This is a genomic window from Dyadobacter koreensis, assembly GCF_900108855.1.
Lineage (GTDB): Bacteria > Bacteroidota > Bacteroidia > Cytophagales > Spirosomataceae > Dyadobacter > Dyadobacter koreensis.
The window spans coordinates 355594-380946 of the sequence record NZ_FNXY01000005.1 but is presented as its reverse complement, the minus strand read 5'-3'; the positions used below and the strand labels follow the sequence as shown (position 1 = coordinate 380946).

Here is a 25353-nt window from a genome sequence, read left to right as displayed (position 1 = left end):
CTAATTCCATTGGCACGGCTATTTTGTTTTTATATTCCCTTTCTTTTGAAAGTCATTATTTATAAATTGGGAAAAGATTATCTGTCATTATGACAGAATGCCTATGAAATTTGAACCTTCTGACCTCTATAGTCGGCTACTTATGTCCGATTCGGATTTAGATAGCCTTGAAATTGTACCCCTTGGTGGTCCTGAGGGATCCGATGAACCATTTGAAGTACCTAATGAACTTGCCATTTTGCCGATCCGGCAAACTGTACTTTTTCCCGGCATGGTAATTCCGGTTACCGTAGTACGCCAAAAAGCAATTCGTCTCGTAAAGAAAATATATCGGAATTCGGATATTAATATGCGGATTCTGGGAGCGGTTACGCAGGCAAAACCAAATAAAGAAGATCCTACTGCGGAAGATCTGCATAAGATCGGAACCGTCGCGCATATCCTGAAAATGATCACATTACCAGATGGAAATGTGACGATCATCGTGCAGGGACGCCAGCGTTTTGAAATTAAAAAGATATTAAGCGAAGATCCTTATCTGACTGCGGAAGTGGAAGCTATCGAAGATTCTTTCGTTGCTCCGACTAAAAAAGAATCAAAAGCACTTTTACAATCGCTTCGCGACGGTGCGCATAAAATCATGCGTCTGAATCCCGAAATACCTCAGGAAGCCAGAATTGCGCTGGATAATATCGAAAGCCCTGTTTTTCTGATTCATTTCCTCTCTTCAAATATTAATGTTGAAGTCGCGGATAAGCAAAGATTACTGGAAGAAAGAAACGGCCATAAACAAGCAACACTTCTGCTTCAGTATATGATGCGGGAGATTGAAATGCTTGAATTGAAACGTGAAATCCAGTCGAAGGCGAGTTCTGATATCGACCAGCAGCAACGTGATTATTACCTGCGTCAGCAAATCAAAGTTTTGCATGATGAGCTTGGAATTGATAGCCCTGAGCGCGATATGGACGATATCCGTGCAAAAGCAAGCCAAAAGAAGTGGTCTGATTCTGTTCGTGCGCATTTTGACAAGGAACTTGCCAAATTACAGCGCATCAATCCAATGGCACCAGAATATCCGGTTACTTTAAACTATCTGGAAACATTGGTTGATTTACCTTGGGGTGAATATACAAAGGACAATTTTGATCTTGTTCGTGCACAAAAGGTGTTGGACTCTGATCATTTTGGTTTAGAGAAAGTGAAAGAGCGGATTATCGAATACCTGGCTGTTTTGAAACTGAAAGGTAATTTGAAGGCTCCGATCCTTTGTTTGTATGGCCCTCCCGGTGTTGGTAAAACTTCCTTGGGTAAATCCATTGCAAAATCCCTGAACCGGGAATATATCCGTATGGCACTTGGTGGTGTGCATGATGAAGCTGAAATACGCGGTCATCGAAAAACCTACATCGGTGCAATGCCCGGAAAAGTTATTCAAAATATCAAAAAAGCAGGCTCTGCAAATCCGGTTTTCATTCTGGATGAAATTGATAAGGTAAGCTCGGATTACCGCGGCGATCCTGCTTCGGCTTTATTGGAAGTATTGGACCCTGAGCAAAATTCTTCTTTTACAGATAATTATCTGGAAGTGGAATACGATCTTTCGCGCGTACTATTCGTAGCAACAGCCAATGCTCTTGACACTATCCATCCGGCGCTTCGTGACCGTATGGAAATTATCGAGATGACAGGTTATACAATTGAAGAAAAATTACAGATTGCGAAACGTTATCTTGTGCCTAAACAGCGTAAAGATCATGGACTGAAGGCAACAGACGTTAAAATTGACGACGCCGCTCTTCTTCGCGTCATCGAAGGATATACCCGCGAATCTGGTGTTCGGAATCTTGAACAAAAGGTGGGAACGCTGATCCGGAAAATTGCAAAATCAGTTGCGATGGAACAGGAATATCCTAAAACCATCAAAATTGAGCACGTCGAAAAATTCCTTGGTGCCGAAATTTTTGATAAAGATCTGTATCAGGATAATGATTTTGCAGGCGTTGTAACAGGATTAGCCTGGACTTCTGTGGGTGGTGAAATTCTTTTTATTGAAACAAGTTTAAGCCGCGGAAAAGGTGGCCTGACACTTTCCGGACAGTTGGGCGACGTTATGAAAGAATCTGCAATTACTGCACTTTCATACCTCAAAGCGCATTCAGATGAATTGGATATCGATTACAGGATTTTCAATCACTACGATTTACACGTGCACGTTCCTGCCGGGGCAGTTCCGAAAGATGGTCCTTCGGCTGGTATCACCATGGTAACATCGATGGCGTCTATTTTCACACAGCGTCGTATCCGCCCGTTCCTGGCCATGACAGGGGAAATTACACTTCGTGGAAAAGTGCTTCCGGTTGGCGGTATTAAAGAAAAAATTCTTGCCGCCAGAAGAGCTGGTGTTAAAGAAATTATCATGTGCGTGAAAAACCGCAAAGATGTAGAAGAAGTACCGGCAAACTATATCCAGGATTTGAAATTCCACTATGTAGATAAAGTTGATGAAGTGCTGGCCATTGCGCTTTTACCAGAAAAAGTTAACAATGCTACAACTTTTGTTTTCCCAGAAGAGAAGAAAGAAAAAGAAGAAAGTGGTTTTGTAACGCTTAACGCGTAAATATAGGTTTAAAGAGAGCTTTAATCTAAAAATAATATGTTAAAAGAGGCATCCAAACGATGCCTCTTTTTTTAGGGGTTTCATTCAAGAAACGGCGTCATACCTACGAACAAGAACTTTACAAAAATGACTGCACCACAGCTTTCTCCGGAATTGATCGAACAAAGACCTGAATTATATCCTGACCATAAAAAACTTTTGGCTTTGCCTGAGAAAATTATTCAGTTTGGCACCGGCGTACTCTTACGCGGTCTCCCTGATTTTTTTGTCAATAAGGCAAATCAGCAAAATATTTTTAATGGACGTATTGTTGTTGTGAAATCTACATCACAAGGCGGTGTTGATGCTTTTGCAACTCAAAAAAATATGTTTTCACACAGTATCCGAGGGATTGAAAATGGGAAGCAAATTGACGAAACGATAATAAACAGTGCCATCAGCAGAACACTTTCAGCCAGCAATAACTGGGCTGAAATTCTTGAATGTGCTCACAATCCTGAAATGCAAATTGTTGTTTCCAATACAACCGAAGTTGGGATACAGTATGTGGAAGACGATTTGAAAGCTTCTCCGCCTGTTTCTTTTCCAGGAAAACTGACTGCCTTTTTGTTCGGACGTTTCAACGCATTTTCAGGCTCAGCGGAATCCGGAATGGTGATTGTTCCAACGGAGTTAATTGTTGGAAACGGTACCAAGCTTCGCGAAATCGTTTTGAAACAAGCTGAGCAACATAATTTAGGTACTGATTTTATCAACTGGCTCGAAAAGCACAATCACTTCTGCAATTCGTTGGTTGACCGCATTGTTCCGGGAAAACCCGATGCTGAAACTGTGGCTGAACTGAGCGAAAAATCCGGTTACAAAGATGACTTGTTGATCGTTTCGGAGGTTTACAGTCTGTGGGCGATTGAAGGTGGTGATCATGTGAAATCGGTATTGAGTTTTGCTCAGGCAGATAAGGGTGTGGTGATTGAACCAAACATTGACCTTTTCCGTGAATTGAAACTGCGCCTTTTAAATGGTACACATACCCTGGCTTCCGGCTTATGTTTCTTACATGGACTTAATACCGTTCGGGAAAGTATGGAAAACCCGGAAACTGCGGATTTCATTTCTGGTGTGATGCTGAAAGAATTAGCACCCGCAATTCCCTATGAAGTTGATCCGGCACGTGCGCAGGAATTTGGGAATCAGGTTTTGGATCGTTTCAGAAATCCGTTTATTCGTCACCAGCTGATTGATATAACTGTTCAGTATACTGCGAAAATGAAAATGCGTAATATTCCTACGCTCTTAAATCATTATCAAAAATCAGATGAAGTACCTGCTCTTTTTGCCAGAGGATTTGCTGCGTTCTTATTGTTCATGAAGCCGGTTCAACTGGTTGATGGAATTTATTCAGGTGACCGCAATGGCGAATTATATCCGATCCGTTGTGATTCAGCAGCTTATTTTGCAAAAAAATGGGAAAATGCAGAATCTCAGACTGAACTTGTTAACGCCGTTTTAAGTGACCAGAGTTTATGGGGCGCCGATCTTTCATCACTTTCAGGATTTAACGATGCAGTTGTGAAAAATTTGAAACTACTTTCAAAACAGGAGACGATCATTAATTAAGTTTATACTATACCAAAAACGATCTTGTTAATAATGTTGGCAAGATCGTTTTAAAGTTACCTCATGACTTCAAAATTCTAATTTCTTATAGCCCCTTCCACTTCTCAATCTTCCAAATCAAAGTTTCCGAAGGCTGATGTGTGGAGCTGAAATATATTTCCCCATCTCGTGTGTTTAACATAAGGAAAGGTTTTTGTTTATTATTGACGATCAGCTTGACTGTTTTTCTATCTTTCGTCCTGAAATATCCTTTCCTGAAATCACCTGCGGCAAATCCATTTGAACGGATTGCTATTTGCGGTAACTCTGGCACCAGTGTTAGTCCTAAAATCTCCTCCCGACTGATTTTCTCGCCGTACATTCCGGTTATTTCGAGATTATCCTCGTTAATTAGGATTTCACTATTCTGCAATCCATTCCAAAATAAATGTCCGACACCCACTATCGTAAGCATTAAAATTAACACACCGACTATCGTCCCAACTTTATTATTTTTAACTTCCGTAAAATATTTCCTGCCTTTGATAAGGAAATAAACGTAGGCAAGCAAAGGATATATACCAAGAAAAATCCCAGCTAGATTTTTATTGATCGCTTCAAAAAACATAACGCAAACGAATACAGATATGCCTAGAAACAAATGAAATCGTTTGTGGAATTTTAAATATCGGTCAATATCAACCGAAGCTCTTTGCGAATCAGACATGGTATTGTATCCCGAAAGAATGTATCTGGCGTTACTTTTTGTAACAATAAACGCTAGCGAGCCAAATATGACTGAAAGAATAAGTGTAGGAATTAGCATACGTTAATAAATATTCGGATAGCTGCCAAATCATTTTATCAATTATAAGATACAAAAAATCCGGGATTTCTTATTAGTTGAAATCCCGGAAAATATACTTACTCAATGTTATTTAACTATTTTATTGATCCACGTTGTTACTTCGGACAAAGCACTCGGTGAAAATGTTTGTTCAATCTTGCCATAATCATTAGGAGATCCGGTTTTGCTTTCCTGAAAAAGGTGGTTCAGGTTCGGCAAATCCTTTGTCGTAAAATTTTCATTTCCTCCTTTTTCCAGCGCGATTTTAATCGCTTCAAGATTTTCTTTAGGTGGTACTTGCAAATCATTCTCACCATTCAAAGCCAGCACAGGACATTTTACTTTTTCCAAAGCTGGCGCTGGATCATAAGTCAGGAAAAAATGGGTCCATGGCGATACAATTGAATTGACCATCCTGGAAATTACCGCTTCCTTGTCACGATCAGAAAGTCTCTGTTCGGCAGGCGCATTGTTATGATCTTCTTCCAGAAGTACTTTAATCTGCTTTTTAGTCTCAGCAAGATCTAATTTCTGTTTTAAAACTGCATATACCTTCCTGTTCATTTGCTCTGATTTATCCAATGCTTGATCTGGTATACCACCAGCCTTTCCGATCAGACGATTTTGTTTTATCATAATTTGATCTCCGGGAATTCCTGGTCCCGCAAGCAAAACGATAAAAGCTACATCCTTAGAATCTGCTGCGACCATCGGAGCTATTAACCCGCCTTCACTATGCCCGATCAAACCTATTTTCTTAACATTAACTTCTTTTCTAGTCTTCAAATAAGAAATCGCTGCTTCAACGTCTGTCGCAAATTCTCTGGATGTAGCAGCATTAAAATCACCTGTTGACTGTGCGGTTCCCCTGTCATCATATCTCAAAACAGCGATTCCATTTTTAGTTAAATGATCCGCTATGACCAAAAATGGTTTATGACCCATAATTTCCTCGTCCCGGTTTTGCGGACCGCTACCTGAAATTAAAATTGCTACCGGATAATTTCCTTCTTTCGATGGCAAACTCAGGGTGCCCGCCAACGTAATTTTGTCCTTTTTGTTTTCAAATTTCACTTCCTCTGTGTAATATGAATAAGGTTTTGCAGGTTCCTGCGGACGCAAGGCTTTGGTACCTTCTAAAACTTCCCGGCCAAGGTCCAAAGGAAAGGACATGCCATTTTGCCTGAATGTTCCCTTAAAATTATTTCCGGCTTCCAGTGTTCCCTGGTATTCTGCATTAATACCTGACAATTGTATTTTTAAAACCGAATTGGAAAATTCGACGCTGTTGACCGGAATGCCTTTCGCACCCTGATCAGGACTGTCTAATGTTGCAGCATATCCGCTGCCATTCTTGGATAAATTAAGTACCAGTTTCAGTTGAGCTCCCGAAATTTTTAGAATTCCATACCATTGTCCGGAGATATCCTGAGCACGGGCTACAAAAGATATGAGTAAAAGGAATGTAATTAGTAATGTGTTTTTCATCGTGATATATTTGTGAAGAGTAAAACGATTTGTCACCGATATGCTACGATTGCAATAAAACGCAAAGTACACGGAAAACAAATAAGAAAAGGATAAGTGGAAAATTTCTTTCCGAAATCAACTTTTAACAACCGAAAGCAAAATTCTGCGGTAATTAACCCATTGTCATGGAGCAAAACACACAACTGGAATTAGCGGCTCAATTCGTTCATTTTACAAATAAGAATATTTTCCTTACCGGAAAAGCTGGTACCGGGAAAACCACTTTTTTACATAATCTCAAAAAAACTTTAAGCAAAAGAATGGCGATTGTGGCTCCAACCGGAGTTGCAGCCATTAATGCTGGCGGAGTCACGATTCATTCTTTTTTTCAACTTCCTTTCGGGCCATATATTCCTGAAAGTAATACAAATGAACAGCGATACAGCCGTTTTAATACGGAGAAAATCAACTTGATTAAAGGGCTCGATCTGCTGGTAATTGATGAAATAAGTATGGTCCGCGCTGATACCTTAGACGGAATTGATGAGGTTTTAAGAAGATATAAAGACAGAAATAAACCTTTTGGCGGTACACAATTGCTCATGATCGGGGATTTGCATCAGCTTTCACCTGTTGTGCAAGATCAGGAATGGAGCATGCTTAAACCTTACTACGATACTTTTTATTTTTTTAGCAGTAACGCTTTGAAACAAACAGCGCCCGTAAGAATTGAGCTGAAACATATTTACCGCCAATCAGATACTTTTTTTATTGATATACTAAATCGCATCCGCGAAAACAAGCTTGATAAAACTACATTAGAAGCTTTGAATCAGCGATTTATCCCGAATTTCAAACCAGCTGACGACGAAGGTTATATCACGCTGACCTCTCATAACCATTCGGCACAAGAAATCAATAGTAAAAAACTGGCCGATCTTGGCGCGAAATCGAAATTTTTCGAAGCTCGGGTCGTGGAAAATTTTGTAAAGGAAACCTTCCCGACCGAACAAAGTCTGGAGCTGAAAGTCGGTGCTCAGGTAATGTTTGTAAAAAACGATTCTTCGCGCGACAAGTTATATTACAACGGAAAAATCGGAACAATAACGCGTTTTGATGAGGATACGATTTATGTAAAATGCAAAGGAGATTATTCTGAAATTGATGTTCATCCGGCTGAATGGCAAAATATCAAGTATGCGCTGAATCCTCAGACAAAAGAAATTGAAGAGCAGGTTATTGGAAGTTTTACCCAGTATCCTCTTAAACTGGCCTGGGCCATAACGATTCACAAAAGTCAGGGCCTGACTTTTGAAAAAGCGATTATTGACGCTAATAATTCATTCGCTCATGGTCAGGTATATGTTGCGCTGAGTCGTTGTAAGAGTTTTGAAGGTATGGTCTTACGGACACCGATTTCCCTGAACAGTGTAAAAACGGATGGAACGGTTGCTGCTTATGTAAAAGAAGCGAGCGCAAACGAACCGGATACAAGCCAGTTAACTGATTCCAAGATCGTTTTTCAAAGATCTCTTCTGCAGGAATTATTTGATTTCAGCGAAGTCAAAAATACGGCTTTCCGGTTGAACCGTGTGTTGGAAGAGAATGAAAGTATTATCAATAAATCTGCCAACACCACGATGAAACTGATAAAAGCTGCGGCAGACCATGACGTTTTCAACGTAGCAGATAAATTTAAAAATCAGTTAAACCAGTTTTTTACAGAGCCAGGTCTTCCTGAGGAAAATGAAGTTCTGATTAATCGTGTTCAAAAAGGTGCTGTCTATTTTTACGACAAAATCGACCAGTCTATCTATCAGGAAAGCAGATCTATTGAGATTGAAACAGATAATACGGCGGTAAAAAAAGTTGCAGTTCAGGCGCTTGAAAATTTCCAGAGAGCCGTTTTTATCAAACGAGCGGTCATGCAGGCGACTAAGGAAGAGTTCAGTACTTCTAATTATCTGAGAGCAAAATCGAATGCGGAAATCGATTTCAAAGTAAGCATAAAAACCACTACCGCTACCAAAACAGCCACAACGGTTTCAAAAGATATACCCAATCCTGAGCTTTACAAAACAATTAAAAACTGGCGCAATAACATTGCCACTGAAAACGATGTTTTTGTGTACATGATTTTACCGCAAAAAGCGATGGAAGAACTGGTAACCAAATTACCTACCACTTTGCCGGAGCTTGAAAGTGTAAAAGGTATTGGTAAAGCGAAAGTAAAACAATTTGGAAAAGAGCTGGTTGAAATGGTTATTGCTTATTGTGAACAAAACCAGATAGACAAGGGTACGATTGAGCTTCCGCTTAAAAAGGAAAAAGTAGATACGAAAAAAGTAAGCTTTGACCTTTTCCACTCCGGAAAGAATATCGAAGAGATTGCAGAAGAACGAGGTTTTGGAGTTTCGACGATTGAAACGCATCTTGCCCATTATATCGGCACCGGCGAACTTGAAATCTTCGATATTTTCCCGAAAGAGAAGATCAATAAGATCATTGATTATTTCCTGGAAAATAAACAAGTCACTTTGAACGAAGCGAAGGCAGCTTTACCTGATGACGTTACCTACGCTGAGCTACGCGCAGCTTTAAAACATCTGGAGTTTTTGGGCGCGTAACCGGATAGCGATAATTACTTGCATTTGTTATGTTTGATTGAACAAAAAACGGCGGATTCTTTTTATGATTCTTCCATGCGTGTTCCTGACGTCGACTGGATTAAAATAGGGCGCTGGGATCTGCTTTCAATGTCTAAAAAAAAACTTTCCCATACCTCGCTCGTGATTTTATTATTGAGCTTAAATCAGAAACGGACAGTATGAATGATCTGAAAGCAAAAGATGTAAAAATGGATAGATAATGGAGTCAGACTTGACTGGCTCGTCTCTACCGAAGATCAGATCGCCTAAATTTATGAGCCAGCAAAAGAGGTTATGCTATGCTCCTTCAATGATGTATTGTATGGTGACCGGGTAGTAACTGATTATTCTTTAAGGTTGAGTGACATGCTCGAATATTAATCCCGCCGCTCGCTCATTATAACCAAAACAAACAGGAATACTTCGTAAACGTTTTGGTCATTTTGGACACAAGCAGTTACTTTGTGGAGAAAGCTTATTTCTCACACAAATTACAACGTCATGAAAAAAAATTACATTTCCCTGATCCTTCTCTGGGCTTTTCTGGGTATTTCTTTTATTGGATGTACCGACCACGACATTGAGCCGCAAGCGTGGTTAAATGATCTGGAAACTTTATTGGGGCAAGGCACCAAAACAACAATAGAAGGCTGGATCAACGCGGGCCTTGACGAAGAAAAAACAAAAGAAGCGTTTGGAAAATCAGGAAATAAAGCCGGATTGTTTAGCAGTTTGAAAACAGCAATCAGTATTTACGATCAGCGCGTTTATATTGAAGACTGGGATCGCATTCCTGGCATTGAAAGAGGAAATTACGTTGCCAACGGGCTAAAATCCGGCGCTTCTAATCCTGTTTGGAATAATTCTGAGCTTGATCTGTCGGCGGCGGACGCGGCGAACTTTGTTGATGCGAAAGCTGATGATCTGCCAGCCGGAACAAAAATCTACCGTGTAACAGGGGAAAATCCAGCAGGCGGATACTGGACGATTCAAGTTTCTGGTTCTGTTGGAGATGTCATTGGTGGAACTGCGGTGCGTCCTGCATGGAATAATTTTTCTAAAATGTACGTTTATGAAGTTCCGGCAGGTCAAACATTGAAAGTATGGAGAGGCACAACGGCTGCTCAGCAAATTGCAGACGGCGTAATCAATCCGTTTCTGGCTGGAAAAGCCGAACAATTATTTATCCCATTTGTAGTGAGAGATGCTGCGTTTAAATCTCTTGTACAAGAAATTCCGTTACCATGGTAAGCAACTTAAAAGCTCAAACAGACAATTTATTTCAGGAACTGATAACATTATTGACCGCTGAATCAAAGTTCGATTCCTACAATAGCCAGTTCCTTCAATACGTTCAGGAAAAGCATCATTTTATCCAACAAAACACGGATGAAGCTGAGGTTTTAGAAGCCATCAGAGGAATTAACCGCTATTCCGATGAATTCTCCTTCACCGATATCAATACAAAGAAGATCAAAGTGACTATCGATAATCTCTATAATTTGGCCAATCGTTCGTAGTTCATAACCGTTGTTAAAATAAAAGCTCAACAGACCAGGTACCTGTTGAGCTTTTATCTTAACAAAATTCCAATTATACTTTCGCTCTAAATTCCTTAATCAAAGCAATGCTTTCAGCTACTTTTGCTTCGATCCAGGCATAATTTCCTTCTGTAATTACGTTTTTAGGGAATAAATTCGAACCCATTCCAACGCCATAAGCGCCTGCGCCAAACCATTCTTCAATACTTTCTTTGGTAGGAGAAACTCCGCCGGTTACCACAATTTTCACATGCGGCATTGGTCCTTTTACTGCTTTTACAAACGCAGAACCAACAACTTCACCCGGGAAAAGTTTTACAACTTCTGCTCCGCCTTTCAGCGCGTGAAAAATTTCAGTCAAAGTAGCAATTCCTGGTATCCATGGAATATCTGCTTTATTACAAACTTCTCCAACTTCAGGATTTGTGAAAGGTGCCACGACAAATTCTGCACCTGCATCAATGTATTTTTGAGCTGTTTCTGCGTCATAAACTGTACCAATTCCCAATGCTAAGCCTGGTAGGTTTTCAAGCGCATAAGCGATAAGTTCAACAAAAACTTCGTAGGCATTTACACCACGATTTGTAAACTCAAATGCTCTTGCACCTCCGTTATAACTGGCAGTCAAAACCTTTTTAGCAATTTCAACATCTGCGTGATAAAAAAGCGGTAATATTCCCGTTTCATTCAATAAAATGATCGTAGTATCTTTATCTATTGTTGCCATAATTTATATTTTAGATTTTCCGGCATACGAGTTATTATCGTGCGCTGCACCGTCAATACCCGTCGCCCATACATTCTCCCTAAAAATATTGCTGTGCGTTGCACCTTATCTTCTGATTCTTCCGGAAGTTTCACCCTGGCGAATTGCTTCAACCTCGGCAACCGTAGAAATAAGTGCATCACCTTCAATGGTATGTTTCAAAGCAGATGCTGCAACGCCAAATTCAAGCGCTTTCTGTTCGTCGTTAAATGAAATCAAACCGTGAATCAAACCGGCTATGAAAGCATCTCCTCCCCCAACCCGGTCGACAATTGGGTTAATGTCAATATCAGGCGTTTCCAATACGCTCGTTCCATTCCAAAGATATGCTCTTAGCAAGTTATGCGTCGCACTTATTGAAGTCCTTTTTGTATCTACAACCCTGCTAACCTGAGGAAAAGCCTTCTTTAAATTGACACAAGATTCGATAAAATCGTTTCCGTCGATGCCAAATATTTCCTTTATGTTTTCACGGTTTGCGATCACGATATCGGTTCCCGCTGTCAACGCGGGAAGTACATCGGAGGGTTTTTTGCCATACTTCCACAAATTAGCACGATAAAAAATATCACCTGAAACTGTAATTTCTTTTCTGCGGGCCGCTTCAATTCCAGCCAGACAAGCATCTGCCGCTCCTTGTGAAAGCGCCGGGGTAATACCTGCCCAGTGAAACCAATTCGCATCTTTCAGGATTTCATCCCAGTTCAATTCACTTGGATCGATGGTTGCAAGGGAAGAATTTACACGGTCATAAACAATCTGGCTGGCACGTAAAGCTGCACCCGTTTCCAGAAAATAAACCGCCATTCTAGGTCCACCGTAAATGATATTTGAAATATCAACACCATGAAAATGAAGATATTGTGCAGCTGAACGTCCGATCGGAGAGTCAGGAAAGCGCGTAACGTGAGCGGTATGATGTCCCCAATAAGCCAATGCAGAAGCTACATTGGCTTCTCCGCCGGCATAGGTAACGTCAAGTTGCCTGGCTTGTTCAAAACGTGAAAAACCTGGCGTCGACAGGCGCATTAATACTTCTCCGAATGTTACTATTTTAGACATAATTACTAGGTCAATTTAATCTGAAATGGTTAAGATGGCATCAGTTTTAAATGCCGGAATAGGATTTAAATTACTGACCGCTAAGTTATACCAAAAGCCGGCCGATTTGCAAAATCAGACCGGCTTTCTGCAATAAGGTTTTAAAAAGAAATCCTACCGTCAAAACCCAAAATAATTTTTGGCATTGTAATAAGATATATCCTGCACCAGTTTTCCTAACCAGGGAATATCTTTGGGCAGTTCGCCATTTTCAACATCAGTACCGATCAGGTTACAAAGAATCCTTCGGAAATATTCGTGACGCGGATAAGAAAGAAAACTTCTGGAATCGGTAAGCATACCTACAAAACGGCTTAATAAACCAATGTTGGAAAGTGCATTCATTTGTTTTTCCATACCGTCTTTCTGGTCTAGAAACCACCAGCCGGATCCAAATTGCATTTTTCCCGGAATGGTTCCGTCGTTGAAATTACCGGTCATTGTAGCTAAAACTTCATTATCACCTGGATTCAGATTATATAATACGGTTTTGGCCAACTGATCTGTTGAATCCAGTTTATTCAAAAACTTAGACAAAGCCTGCGCCTGGCTGTAATCACCGATTGAATCCCAACCCGTATCCGGTCCAAGTTTGTTAAGCATCCGGGAATTATTATTTCTCAAAGCTCCAAGGTGAAACTGTTGCGCCCATTCCTTGCTATGATCCATTTTAGCAAGATCATAAAGTAAAACTGATTTGAAAGCGGTACGCAATTCAGCCGAACTTGTCTTGCCTGATAACGTTTCAGCCAGTGCAGTGCGCGCGGCGGCTTCGTCGAAAGATGCATAAATATGTTCAAGGCCGTGGTCTGACAAGCGCCCGCCCATTTCTGCAAAAAAGTCATGACGATTTTTTAGCGCAGCCAATAAATCTTCGTACGTACTCCCGTTCGAAACACCTGCTACCTGAAATAATTTGTTCAGATATTCCTGAAAATCGGTAGGTGAATCAATTAACAACATCGCCTTATCCGGCCGGAAAGTCGGTAGAACTTTGATATCAAAACCGCTATCCTGGATTTGCTGATGATATTGCAGTGAATCTGTCGGATCGTCCGTTGTGCATATCACTTTCACATTCATACGTTTCAATAAACTGCGGACGCTAAAATCTTTCTGCTTCAATTTTGCAGAACATTCATCATAAATTTCACGTGCAGTATCTTTATTCAGGATGATATCAACATCAAAATACCTCAGTAATTCAAGATGCGTCCAGTGGTACAACGGGTTACGCATCGTGTAAGGAACTGTTGCCGCCCATTGTTCAAACTTTTCCCAGTCGCCTGCGTTTCCGGTACAAAATTTTTCGTCGATGCCGTTCGCGCGCATCGCACGCCACTTATAGTGATCGCCATAAAGCCAGATCTGCGTCAGGTTTTCAAACTGCTTATCTTCTGCGATCTGATCAGGCGGAAGGTGGCAATGGTAATCGATAATCGGCATTTCCTTCGCATAATCATGATATAATATGCGTGCTGTTTCTGAGCGTAAGAGAAAATCTTCGTCAATAAACGTTTTCTGGGCGGTGGTATTTGTGTCTATCATTGCTGAATTTTTACGTCGGCTGTCGGCTTTCAGCTTTCAGTCTTTCTTGATAATTATTCCAAACTTCTTTTGATTCCCATTTCCAAACCACGCAATTCCGCCAGTCCGCGTAACCGGCCGATTGCCGTATAACCCGGATTCATTCGCTTGGTTGCGGTAAGATCGTCCAGCATTCTGTGTCCGTGATCAGGACGGAAAGGCATTCTCAAATCTTCTCTGCCTTCCGAAATTCTTCTTTTTTGTTCAGTAATTAACGCGCGCATCACACTGTACATATCGACATCTCCATTGAGATGATCCGCTTCGTAGAAACTTCCGTCCGGCTCGCGGGTTGTTGCCCGCAAATGAATAAAATTAATTTTATTTCCTAAACGATAAACCATTCCCGAAAGGTCATTATCGGCACGTACGCCATAAGAACCCGTACAAAAACAAAGTCCGTTTGACTTGCTGTCATAGGCGTCCAGCAAAAGATTTGCGTCATTTTCAGTGCTTACAACACGTGGCAATCCTAAAATCGGATAAGGAGGATCGTCCGGGTGAATTGCCAGATTTATTCCTGCTTCTTCTGCAACTGGCGCAATCGCCTGAATAAACTGATATAAATGCGTGCGTAATTCCAGATCACCAATATGCTTATAGGTCTCCAGGACCTTACGAAATTCTTCAATCGTAAAACTTTCTTCGGAACCAGGAAGACCTGCGATAATATTTCGGGTCAACTTATTAACCTCATCGCCTGTTGCTTTTTCCAGCCAATTCAACGCAGCTGTTTTTTGTCCTTCATTATATTGATCACCAGCATTTTCGCGTCTTAAAATGTAAAGATCAAAAGCGGCGAATTGGGTCGCATCAAACCTTAAACCTGTCGAACCATCATGCATGGGCGCATCCAGATCTGTTCTAGTCCAGTCCAGGATCGGCATGAAATTGTAACAAACCGTATCAATTCCGCATTTCCCCAAATTGATCAGTGATTGCTGATAATTCCGGATATACTTTTCAAAATCACCCGTGCGTGTTTTTATCGCCTCATGAACCGGCACACTTTCCACGACAGACCAGGACAAACCTGCCTCTTCAATGATGTTTTTTCGATTTAAAATCTCGTCTATTTCCCAAACGACTCCGTTTGGTATATGATGTAATGCGGATACAATTCCCGTGGCTCCTGCCTGACGGATATCCTGTAACGTAACAGGATCATTTGGGCCAAACCAGCGCCAAGTTTGTTCTAAAGACATATGTTAGTGACTGTCGGCAGTCGGCTTTCGGCAGTCAGCCAGTAAGCCTCCTACTTTTCAGCAGATTTAGTTATAACAATTTATTGAGCTACTTGTACCTAAGCAAATCTACTTTTGGCACTCCAAGTTAATCTCAGCAAACCTATTTTTTATAAAATATTTATAATTTCTAAAACAGAATAGTAACAAAGAGCCTTCCAAGTCAATCAACTGAAAGCCGAGAGCCGACTGCTGACAGCCGAAAGCTATGCTACCAACCGATGTTCAGGGACTCTTTCACGTAACACTTTCAAAGCGCGGCTCATTTGTGTTTCAACTGTTTTAACAGAAATCTGCAAACGCTCAGCAATGTCTCGATAACGTAAACCTTCTTCGCGGCTTAATCTGAAAATAACCTGGCATTGCCTTGGTAAATCCTGAATGCAGCCCTCCACTCGTTCGTAGAATTCATTAAATGCCATTTCTTCAATCGGTGTGTAATGATCTGCATGTGTCAGATTCCATTGCACGGAGTCGAGCGACTCCCGTTCGTACTGGCGATGGATACGTAATTTCAAATAATCAAGAGCCTGATTCCGAACCGCTCTATATATATAAGCCTGGAAAGAAGTATGCACTTCAATTTGTTCCCGGTTTTTCCAAAGCTTCACAAATACATCCGAAACCACTTCCTCAGCAATTTCCCGGGTTACAACCACCCGCATGGCATAATTACAAAGCGATCTGTAATGATGTGTAAACAATTCACGAAAAGCATAATAATCTCCATTAGCGACTACCTTACCAAAAAGATTCTCTAAAACGCTTTTTTGAGAATACGTAGTCGGTAATGCATTAGTAAATGATTTCGTTTCCATTAAACTTTGGGTAGGTTAATATAGAAAAATTCCTTGATTACTGCACGCACCAGTCAGTGCAACTATTGCAATCATTCGTCTAGTTTAATGATTGGTTCGTTGATATACAAAAATTAATCTTGAAAAAAATCAATATATTTACGCAACCGTTCCCGAAACCGTTCCCGATTTAGTATTTTTTCCCGGAACATGGTTAGTGACGGTTACTTTACTGAGTTCTTAACAGTTAGTTCATTTCGGAGAAATAATATCACGATTGCATTATTTTAATATACACCCTACATATGAGAAAGGCTTCGATTACAATTAAGGAAATTGCACGTCAACTGGATGTTTCGAAATCAACAGTGTCACGCGCGTTGCGTGACAGTTCCGAAATAAGTGAGGAGACAAAAAAGAGAGTGATCGAACTGGCTGAGTCTTTAAATTATTCGCCCAATCCTATTGCATTAAGTTTACTCCGTAACCGTACACAAACGTTGGGAATCATAGTTCCCGACATTGCGAATCCATTTTTTTCAACAGCCATCGGAGGTGTTGAAGATATTGCATACAGCCGCGGATACCATACCATGATTTATCAAAGTCATGAATCTTATGAAAGAGAACTGGCCGACACCAGGCACATTGCCATGCGGCGTGTGGACGGACTGATCGTCTCCATTTCAAGCCAGACGGAAAATCATGACCATTTTATAGAATTGCAGGAACAAGGAATTCCGGTTGTATTTTTTGATCGCGTCAGTGAGTCGACGCCAAGCCATAAGGTTCGGGTCGACGACTACAAGGGAGCTTTTGAAGCCACGGAACATTTAATAAGCCGGGGATGCAAATGTATTGCTCATATCGCGGGACCACCAAATTTATCCATCAGCCGTAACCGTTTAAAAGGTTATCAGGATGCATTGACAAAACATGGAATTGAATTTCATGACGAATGGGTTGTCAGCAGCGAATATAATCAGGCTGGCGGAACGGAACGTGCCTATCAATTAATGGCTTTAAAAAACCGCCCGGACGCAATTTTTGCTGCAAGCGACCGGATCGCGATCGGTGTACACTGGGCACTGCGCCAGCTTGGCTACCGAATGCCTGATGATATTGCCCTGGTAGGATTTTCAGATCTTTCCATTTCTTCACTTTTGGACCCACCGCTAAGTTCAGTTGCACAGCCGTCGTTTGAAATGGGCCAGCTTGCCGCAACATTATTATTAGACCTCATCGAAAGCAAAAGCACCCCGGCCGCTTTCGAGACCAGGGTGCTTACTTCGAACCTTATTATAAGACAATCTTCTATGAAAGAATTAGTTAGTAATTGATTTTAACTTTCTTTCAAATTCAGATAAAATTCTCTCTTTCATTGCCACTTTACGCTTCTGGATATTAATGCGTCCCTGTGCTTGTTTATCCTGCTCAGGGTCGCCGGTAGCAGTTCTGTCAAACTCGATGATCGCAAATTCAAGATCACTTTTCTCACGTTTGGCAAGCCACTCTAGTTCTCTGAGTTTCGTACGCAGCTGTTCTTCCTCGCTCTTCATTTCAAAAGCAGGATATTTTCGGCTGATAACACGAGCCAGATAACTTAACTCAAAAATCTTATCACATACAGAACGGAAACGCTCAGCTAATTCTTTATCAGCAAGTTTGAAGGGTATCTTGATCTCCTTCCATTTGCTTAACAACACTTTTGCTTCCTGCGATGCTTCCACAATGTCTTTCTGCCTCAATAAAGTTTCAGCGCGAGCCAGTAAAGCCTGTTGTTCAACAATTCTTGGGTCAACACGTACTTTTGGCTCAATTCCTTTGGCAAGGTTATACTTGTCATAAAATAATTTAAGGAAATGGCGGTACGCCTTGTTGACCTTAAAGAATCTCTTTGGAGGAACTTCCCCGACATTATTCCACGCCACACGAACTTCACGCGCTTTGTTGTAAGCATCATCAAGATCCCGCGAGTAGCTTAAAGTTTTTGTAATTTTAATCAGGCGCTCATATTCATCGATACGTTCCTGATTAATTTTGTTTTGTTCGTCAAAATAATCGCGGCGTCTCTGGAAGAAATTATCCAGAATTTCCTGAAAAGTTGTTTCTACTTCATCCTGAAATTCTTTTTCTACCGGACCTGTGCGAATCCATTTTGCTTTAATTTCCTGAATTTGATCTGTGGCCACAGCATAATCTTCAATGGCTGCCGCTTCTTTCACATCTTCAATCAGTGCGCGTTTGATCTCAAGATTTTTTAATTGATTTACCTCAATCAAACCTCTGAGATACTCTTCCTTCTCCTGAAGCCTTTCCAACAAGGGGACAAAATCCCCAAGTGCGTCAAAACTTATCAGTTTTCGCTGCAACTGTATAAGTTTTGTCAAGTACGAGCCCTTGTTAAGCGCTTCATCAATCTCAGTTTCCAGCTGCTCTACCTTGTTAAGTACGATAGAAAACCGGTTTTTGAAATAATCAATTGCTTCCTGCTCCGTCCTTTTTACTTCTCCAATTTGCCGATCCGGGTACTCCAGATACCCTTTTAAAAATACTTTGCTGTCTTTAACATAGCCGTATTCGTCATTCAATGTGGCATTTTCCATTCTTTAAAGTTTTTTATCTGCTAAGTGTAGGGATATATAACGATATTTGCTAAGCACAAATTAACTAAAAAATGAGTAACGAAACCATTATTTTCTCAATGTCGGGAGTTAACAAAATCATTCCCCCCAACCGACATATCATAAAAAATATTTATTTATCCTTTTTTTATGGAGCTAAAATTGGTGTACTAGGGTTAAATGGCTCTGGTAAATCTACACTTTTACGCGTCATTGCAGGTATAGATAAAGACATTCAGGGGGACGTTGTGTTTTCTCCTGGCTATTCTGTCGGCATGCTGGAACAGGAACCAAAGCTTGACCCGACCAAAACCGTTCGCGAAGTTGTTGAAGAAGGTGTGCAAGAAATTGTGGATCTTCTAAAAGAATACGACAAAATCAACGAAGCGTTCGGAGAAGAAGACGCCGATTTTGACAAATTATTGGAAAGACAAGGCGAAGTTCAGGAAAAACTGGACGCGACTGATGCCTGGAATCTTGACAACCGTCTTGAAATTGCCATGGATGCATTGCGTTGCCCACCTTCCGATACGCTGGTTTCCACATTATCAGGTGGAGAAAAACGCCGCGTCGCCTTGTGCAGATTATTGCTTCGCCAGCCAGACGTATTATTGCTGGATGAACCGACTAACCATTTGGATGCGGAATCGGTACTTTGGCTGGAAGAACACTTAAGACAATATAAAGGAACTGTGATCGCGGTTACCCACGATAGATATTTCCTTGACAACGTAGCAGGATGGATTCTTGAATTAGACCGTGGTGAAGGAATTCCGTTTAAAGGAAATTATTCTTCCTGGCTGGAACAAAAACAAGAACGTCTGAAAAAAGAAGAAAAGACGGAATCAAAACGTCAGAAAACTTTACAGCGTGAGCTTGAATGGGTTCGGATGGGTGCAAAAGGCCGTCAGGCAAAATCAAAAGCACGTCTGGGTGCTTATGAAAAATTATTAGGACAGGAAGGAAAAGAAAAAGAAGATAAATTGGAAATCTTTATCCCGGCAGGTCCTCGACTGGGTAATAAAGTAATTGAAGCGCATGACGTCTCGATGGGATTCGGCGATCGTCTTCTTTATGAAAACCTGAATTTTGCATTGCCGCCTAACGGTATCGTTGGAATTATCGGACCGAACGGTGCCGGTAAAACAACGCTTTTCAAATTGATTACAGGAGAATTAAAACCTCTGAAAGGACATTTTGACGTTGGTGATACCGTTCAACTCGCTTATGTGGATCAGGAACATGATAATCTTGATGCCAATAAAACGGTATATCAAAGCATTGCCGACGGAAATGACTGGATCATGATGGCTGGAAAACAGTCTAACGCACGTGCTTATGTAAGCAGGTTTAATTTTGGGGGCGGTGATCAGGAGAAAAAAGTAGGAACGCTTTCAGGCGGAGAACGTAACCGCGTCCATTTGGCGATGACATTGAAAGAAGGCGGAAATCTTCTTTTATTAGATGAGCCAACCAATGATCTGGACATCAACACGCTTCGTGCATTGGAAGAAGGTCTGGAAAATTTTGCTGGTTGTGCTGTAATTATTTCCCACGACCGGTGGTTCCTTGACCGCGTAGCGACACATATTCTTGCGTTCGAAGGTGATTCGCAGGTTTACTGGTTTGAAGGAAACTTCTCGGAGTACGAAGAAAACCGTAAAAAGAGACTTGGCAACGAGTCTACGCCTACCCGAATCAAGTACAAAAAACTGGCCTGAAAAGATTAACAAATAATATTTGAAAACAAAAGACGGCTCACACAAAGTGAAGTCGTCTTTTGTTTTAGAGTCATCTTTTGAAAAAACATTTCTTAATAAAATTTATAGTAAAAATTTTACCGTTTAATAATTTACTCTAAAAAGCTCTATTGATAACAATAAAAAGTAATTTATCTGAGAAAACATATAATGTTAGATATTAAAACCATCTTCTTAAACCCGGAACAGAACTTAATTCACGCAAATTTTTTTTATGATACAGGTAGATTGGTGACATAACGACCAATTTTATAGTATTTATTCTACGATTATATAGTATGTTTAACATTGAAACGGAAATGATCAATGCTAAACTCTTGCTATATGGACAGAAAAAAAACCTTCATAAAGCGACTTTCTTCGTCCTTATTTTTAAAGAAATTTTATCTTGTTCTTTTTCTAATCTTTCTTTCCCAAACGTATCTGCCCGCTCAAACCGAGCTTATCATTAATACAACCGGCTACGGTTTTAATAAAAGTGAAGCCAATGGAATCAATGCAGAACAGTGGGACTACATTAAAAAGTTTGTAAACATTTCTTACAACGGTCAGGATGCAAGTGTTACCGCTGTCCGGCTGCATATTGAATGGCACCAATACGAGCCGACTCCGGGAAATTATCAGCGGAAACAAATTGTAGAAGCCGTAAAAGCTATTCTGGCACTAAAACCGGGAATGAAATTCGCACTGCATTTTCCTTACCAGAGACCGGGATATTGGAACGACAGCTATTTTTCCACCGATGATATCGCCCAGACCAGATTCGGTGCTTTTGTAAGGAATGAAATTGCATATGCCTGCCCGTCGATGTATTCAGATTATGCAACGACCCGCTTTTACGCTTTTGTAGACGACGTGCTGACGCAGATTTCAGCGTACTATCCGCAATTACTGTATGTGCAAATGGGAAATAGTCCGGCCGAAGAATTTGCAATGCCTTTCAATAACGGCAATCCCGATCCCGGTTTATATGAACAGGCTGCCGTTAAAGCATGGCGGGAAAAATTTCTTCCGTTACGTTTTCCAAACAAAACAACGGCAAAATGGGGAAATCAGGAATATGAAATAAAAAATGCTCCGCAGCCGATGGACGGGAACTGGACTTCTGATATGGGAAAAGATTTGCATCGGTTTGCAGGCTGGGGGCTGTTAAAGAAATTCGAAGGTTTTTACCGGCTCGTAAAACGCCATAGTGCTTCGATCAAGGTTTTATATTTCATCTCCGATTTCGGCTCTCAACAAGGGAATTTAAGACATCTTCATAACAGTACCATTCCATTGGCACTGCAGCTTGCAGATGGTATTTATAGCTCCGATGGAACAAACCCCTGGGATCTGTGGAGAAAAATTTCGGTCCCGGATATTGTGAAAGGAACCAATTCAAATAAAATAGCGGCCGTAGAATTTGATCCGGAAGATTTGGGAGAACCTCGTGGCGGTAACGGCCTGGAAGGAAATCTTCCGATGGAATGGCTGCCGAGAGCATACAAACATGGTACAAATTATGTCCATATCGCAATGCATTTCACCGATCTTGAAATTTACCAACTGAAACCTGCACTCGCCAAATGCCGGGCCGAATTTGTGAACAATACATACACAGCCCCTGCCCGCTCTCCCGCAATTCCGGTTAATATTTATCCAAATGTCTTTACTGAAAATTATCTGTTTGAGGAATGGAAAAACGGTGGAATGGATTGGGGCGCAACTGACAATACTCCAAAATCGATTAAGATGTCGGATGAAGGCTATTGGGATAACCTTTGGGATTCATATAATCTGTTGCCTTGTACTTTTACAATTAATGCTGCGGCTTCAAATAACAAACCCAAGCCCGGAGCAAAAACAACTTTATCGGTAGCCTGCTCGGGAGGAGAATGTGACGGTGCGAAATTCACCTGGAATGGTCAGGGAGTCAGTAACGTAACCGGAAACTCAGTTGAAATTACAGTACCCTCAACGCCTGGAAATTATGTTTATGCCGTAAAAACAAGCCGAAGCGGATGTATGCCGAAAACTTCGACGACTACCTTGCTCAGTGAAAATCCCCTCCCCGTAACTTTGGTTGAATTTAGTGCGACCAAAGAAAATAAAACTACTCAATTAACCTGGCAGACAACTTCGGAAACCAATAGCGATCGTTTCGAAATAGAACTTAGCCTGGATGGGAAAAAATGGAATAAAATAGGAAGTGTCAAATCAAATGGAGATACCTACCAATCCATCTCCAATTATTCATTTACTGACAATTCCCCGGCGTCAGGTGAGAACTTATATCGTTTAAAGATGATTGACCGGGATGAAACTTTTGCATTTAGTGCCATCCGAAGTGTGCAATTTGAACACTCAACTTTCTTATCCATATACCCTAATCCTGCCAGTAACAAATTGGTAATTGCGACTGAAAACTGGAAAGGAATAAAAAATGTCCAAATTTTAAGTACTTCCGGGAATATTATATTTGATTCCGGAAGCAAGCCTGAACCCGAAATTGATATCACATCATTAAGCCAAGGCACTTATCTTATCAGGTTCATTTCAAAAAATGGTGCCTTCGAAACACTGAAATTTGTAAAGAAAGGCTGAGATAGCTTCAATAAATTGACTGTCTTTATGACGCCCGATTGACTATTTTTGTCAAAGGCGATTTGCTTGGCATTTGCCCAAAGATCAATTCTTACTAACTTCGCTTCGAATCAGTCATTCCGATTATAATAATGAGTCAAAATACCCAATCCCGAAAAATACATTTTATATCCATAGGCGGCAGTGTGATGCACAATCTCGCCATCGAATTGCAGCAAAAAGGTTTCACAATCACGGGATCTGACGATGAGATTTACGAGCCGTCGGTAAGCCGTTTAAAAAAACATAATTTACTTCCTGCTGAAATGGGATGGTTTCCTGAAAAAGTTACGACGGATCTGGAAGCTGTCATTTTAGGGATGCATGCACGGGAAGATAATCCGGAATTGAAAAAAGCTCAGGATCTGGGTATCAAAGTTTATTCATATCCTGAATATATTTTTGAACAGAGCGAAGACAAACAGCGCGTGGTGATCGCCGGAAGCCATGGCAAAACAACGATCACCTCCATGATCCTGCATGTATTGAACGTCAACAAACGCATATTCAACTACCTGGTTGGCGCGCAGATCGAAGGGTTTGAAAACATGGTAAAACTTTCTGATGAAGCTCCGGTCATCGTGATCGAAGGTGATGAATATTTCACCTCCCCTCTGGACAAAACTCCCAAATTCATGCATTACCAGCCTCACGTCGCGCTCATCAGCGGTATTGCCTGGGATCATTTTAATGTTTTCCCAACCTGGGAATCTTATGTTAAACAATTCGAATCACTAGCAGATTCTATACCAAAAGCGGGTGCCATCATATTTGACCAGACGGATGATATGCTGGATGTAATTGGTCAGAAAGAACGTGCCGATGTTGTTAGCATACCTTATCAGGCACATCCATATAAAATTGAAAACGGAAAAACTTTGCTCACAACAGCTGAGCAAGGTGATGTTCCTATTTTAGTTTTTGGGGAACACAATATGAAAAATATCAGCGGAGCCAGAGCTGTTTGTGAGCGCCTGGGTGTCACCGATGAAGATTTTTATGCTGCAATTCAAACGTTTAAAGGAGCTTCGAAACGCATGGAATTGTTAGGAAGCAACAGTGAAATCAATATTTACCGTGATTTTGCGCATGCTCCTTCTAAAGTGGAAGCGACAACTTCGGCAGTGAAAGCGCAATTTCCGGAAAGAACGCTGGTCGCCGTAGCAGAACTGCATACTTTCAGCAGCCTTAACAAAACTTTCCTGAAACAGTATCGTCGTAAATTAAATGCAGCAGATGTGGCAGTAGTTTATTACAATCCATTGACCGTTGAACATAAAAGATTAGAGCCGATTTCTGAAAGCGATATTCGCGAAGCTTTCAAACGTGAGGATTTAAATGTTTTCACAGATAGCAGTGAATTATCGAATTTTCTAAAAAAACAGGAGTGGAAACAATCTAACTTACTGTTGATGAGCTCCGGAACTTTCGGAGAGCTCGACCTGAACGGCTTGGTCGAAGATATTATCAAATAAGGAATAATCGTTTAAAAGGAAATAAAGACAAATTCAATGCAGTCCATCGTAGTTTATTGCGGATCAAATTTTGGGAATAAGCCGGTTTACAGTGAATCGGCTTATGAATTAGGCATTGCGTTAGCTAAAAATAATATCAAGCTCATTTACGGTGGCGGCAATATGGGGCTTATGGGCCGGGTTTCAGATGGCGCAATGGACAATAATGGATCGGCAACCGGTATTATTCCTAACTTTCTTGCCAAACTGGAAGTTGCTCAGAAAACCTTGACCGAACTCCATTTTGTGGAAACGATGCACGAGAGAAAGGCAAAGATGGTCTCGCTTTCAGATGGGGTCATAGCGCTGCCCGGTGGATTTGGGACTTTGGACGAATTATTTGAAATCCTGACCTGGTCACAGTTGAAGATTTTCCATGGACCTATCGGATTGCTGAATATCAACGGTTTTTATGATCACCTGATCGCACATTTAGATAAGACCGTTGAGGAAGGTTTTTTACATATCGAAAACCGGGATCTTCTGATCGTTGCAGATAATGCCGCCGAACTTCTGGAAAAAATGCAGGCATACCACCTAAGCGAGAAAGAAAATAACCCGCTTGATACATCGTTGTATGTGAAAAATATAGAAAAGTAAATTTCGTTTTCTA

General features: G+C 40.9%; 18 protein-coding genes. 10 read left to right on the top strand and 8 right to left on the bottom strand.

Features of this window, described 5'->3' with window-relative positions:
* Positions 1-142 precede the first annotated feature (142 nt).
* Both lon and BMY70_RS17255 read left to right on the top strand, forming a co-directional pair.
* Positions 143-2620, top strand: coding sequence for an endopeptidase La (lon, locus tag BMY70_RS17260; protein ID WP_177197053.1), 2478 nt, complete (start codon positions 143-145; stop codon positions 2618-2620).
* A 126-nt stretch (positions 2621-2746) separates the two neighbouring features.
* Positions 2747-4237: a tagaturonate reductase gene (locus BMY70_RS17255; protein WP_090337305.1), complete on the top strand. Its 1491-nt coding sequence runs from the start codon at positions 2747-2749 to the stop codon at positions 4235-4237.
* 85 nt (positions 4238-4322) lie between these two features.
* Here the strand turns inward: BMY70_RS17255 and BMY70_RS17250 are convergent, their stop codons facing one another.
* Together BMY70_RS17250 and BMY70_RS17245 are read right to left on the bottom strand one after the other, a co-directional pair.
* Positions 4323-5042 carry a DUF3784 domain-containing protein gene (locus BMY70_RS17250; RefSeq protein WP_090337303.1) on the bottom strand — a complete coding sequence of 240 codons (720 nt, stop codon included), beginning with the start codon at positions 5040-5042 and terminating at the stop codon, positions 4323-4325.
* A gap of 108 nt (positions 5043-5150) precedes the next feature.
* Positions 5151-6551 (bottom strand): alpha/beta hydrolase family protein, encoded by a 1401-nt coding sequence (locus tag BMY70_RS17245; protein ID WP_090337301.1) that lies wholly within the window; start codon positions 6549-6551, stop codon positions 5151-5153.
* Positions 6552-6718: 167 nt separating this feature from the next.
* Here BMY70_RS17245 and BMY70_RS17240 point away from each other — a divergent pair, with 167 nt between their 5' ends.
* The 3 genes from BMY70_RS17240 (at position 6719) to BMY70_RS17230 (ending at position 10701) form a co-directional block, all read left to right on the top strand.
* Entirely contained in the window at positions 6719-9160 is a 2442-nt protein-coding gene (locus BMY70_RS17240; protein WP_090337299.1) for a helix-turn-helix domain-containing protein, read from the top strand.
* A gap of 522 nt (positions 9161-9682) precedes the next feature.
* Positions 9683-10432: a hypothetical protein gene (locus BMY70_RS17235; RefSeq protein ID WP_090337296.1), complete on the top strand. Its 750-nt coding sequence runs from the start codon at positions 9683-9685 to the stop codon at positions 10430-10432.
* Positions 10426-10701 (top strand): hypothetical protein, encoded by a 276-nt coding sequence (locus tag BMY70_RS17230; protein ID WP_090337293.1) that lies wholly within the window; start codon positions 10426-10428, stop codon positions 10699-10701. Before BMY70_RS17235 ends, BMY70_RS17230 begins: the two co-directional genes overlap by 7 nt.
* A 73-nt stretch (positions 10702-10774) precedes the next feature.
* Here BMY70_RS17230 and BMY70_RS17225 read toward each other — a convergent pair whose 3' ends face one another.
* From BMY70_RS17225 to BMY70_RS17205, 5 genes are all read right to left on the bottom strand, one after another.
* The gene (locus tag BMY70_RS17225; RefSeq protein WP_090337291.1) at positions 10775-11449 is read right to left on the bottom strand and encodes a bifunctional 4-hydroxy-2-oxoglutarate aldolase/2-dehydro-3-deoxy-phosphogluconate aldolase; all 675 of its coding nucleotides are present in this window, start codon (positions 11447-11449) and stop codon (positions 10775-10777) included.
* A 105-nt stretch (positions 11450-11554) separates the two neighbouring features.
* Positions 11555-12550 (bottom strand): sugar kinase, encoded by a 996-nt coding sequence (locus tag BMY70_RS17220; protein WP_090337288.1) that lies wholly within the window; start codon positions 12548-12550, stop codon positions 11555-11557.
* A 159-nt stretch (positions 12551-12709) separates the two neighbouring features.
* On the bottom strand, positions 12710-14137 hold the full coding sequence (gene uxaC, locus BMY70_RS17215) for a glucuronate isomerase (RefSeq protein ID WP_090337285.1): 1428 nt from the start codon (positions 14135-14137) through the stop codon (positions 12710-12712).
* Between the two features lie 53 nt (positions 14138-14190).
* Positions 14191-15381, bottom strand: a complete 1191-nt coding sequence (gene uxuA, locus BMY70_RS17210; RefSeq protein WP_090337282.1) for a mannonate dehydratase — start codon at positions 15379-15381, stop codon at positions 14191-14193.
* A gap of 245 nt (positions 15382-15626) precedes the next feature.
* Complete coding sequence (locus BMY70_RS17205) at positions 15627-16238, bottom strand: RNA polymerase sigma-70 factor (RefSeq protein WP_090337280.1); 612 nt, start codon at positions 16236-16238, stop codon at positions 15627-15629.
* 284 nt (positions 16239-16522) lie between these two features.
* Here BMY70_RS17205 and BMY70_RS17200 point away from each other — a divergent pair, with 284 nt between their 5' ends.
* Complete coding sequence (locus BMY70_RS17200; RefSeq protein ID WP_090337277.1) at positions 16523-17557, top strand: LacI family DNA-binding transcriptional regulator; 1035 nt, start codon at positions 16523-16525, stop codon at positions 17555-17557.
* On the opposite strand, the gene BMY70_RS17195 is transcribed toward BMY70_RS17200, so the two are convergent.
* Complete coding sequence (locus BMY70_RS17195; protein WP_090337274.1) at positions 17543-18823, bottom strand: DUF349 domain-containing protein; 1281 nt, start codon at positions 18821-18823, stop codon at positions 17543-17545. The two genes, BMY70_RS17200 and BMY70_RS17195, sit on opposite strands and share 15 nt — an antisense overlap.
* Positions 18824-18894: 71 nt before the next feature.
* On the opposite strand from BMY70_RS17195, the gene ettA reads away from it, so the two are divergent.
* The 4 genes from ettA (at position 18895) to BMY70_RS17175 (ending at position 25340) form a co-directional block, all read left to right on the top strand.
* Positions 18895-20562: an energy-dependent translational throttle protein EttA gene (gene ettA / locus BMY70_RS17190; RefSeq protein WP_090337270.1), complete on the top strand. Its 1668-nt coding sequence runs from the start codon at positions 18895-18897 to the stop codon at positions 20560-20562.
* A gap of 363 nt (positions 20563-20925) precedes the next feature.
* A complete protein-coding gene (locus tag BMY70_RS17185; protein ID WP_177197052.1) occupies positions 20926-23187 on the top strand; it encodes a T9SS type A sorting domain-containing protein in 2262 nt (753 codons plus the stop codon).
* A gap of 131 nt (positions 23188-23318) precedes the next feature.
* Positions 23319-24701, top strand: coding sequence for a UDP-N-acetylmuramate--L-alanine ligase (locus tag BMY70_RS17180; protein WP_090337266.1), 1383 nt, complete (start codon positions 23319-23321; stop codon positions 24699-24701).
* 36 nt (positions 24702-24737) lie between these two features.
* Positions 24738-25340, top strand: coding sequence for an LOG family protein (locus BMY70_RS17175; protein ID WP_090337263.1), 603 nt, complete (start codon positions 24738-24740; stop codon positions 25338-25340).
* Positions 25341-25353: the final 13 nt, after the last annotated feature.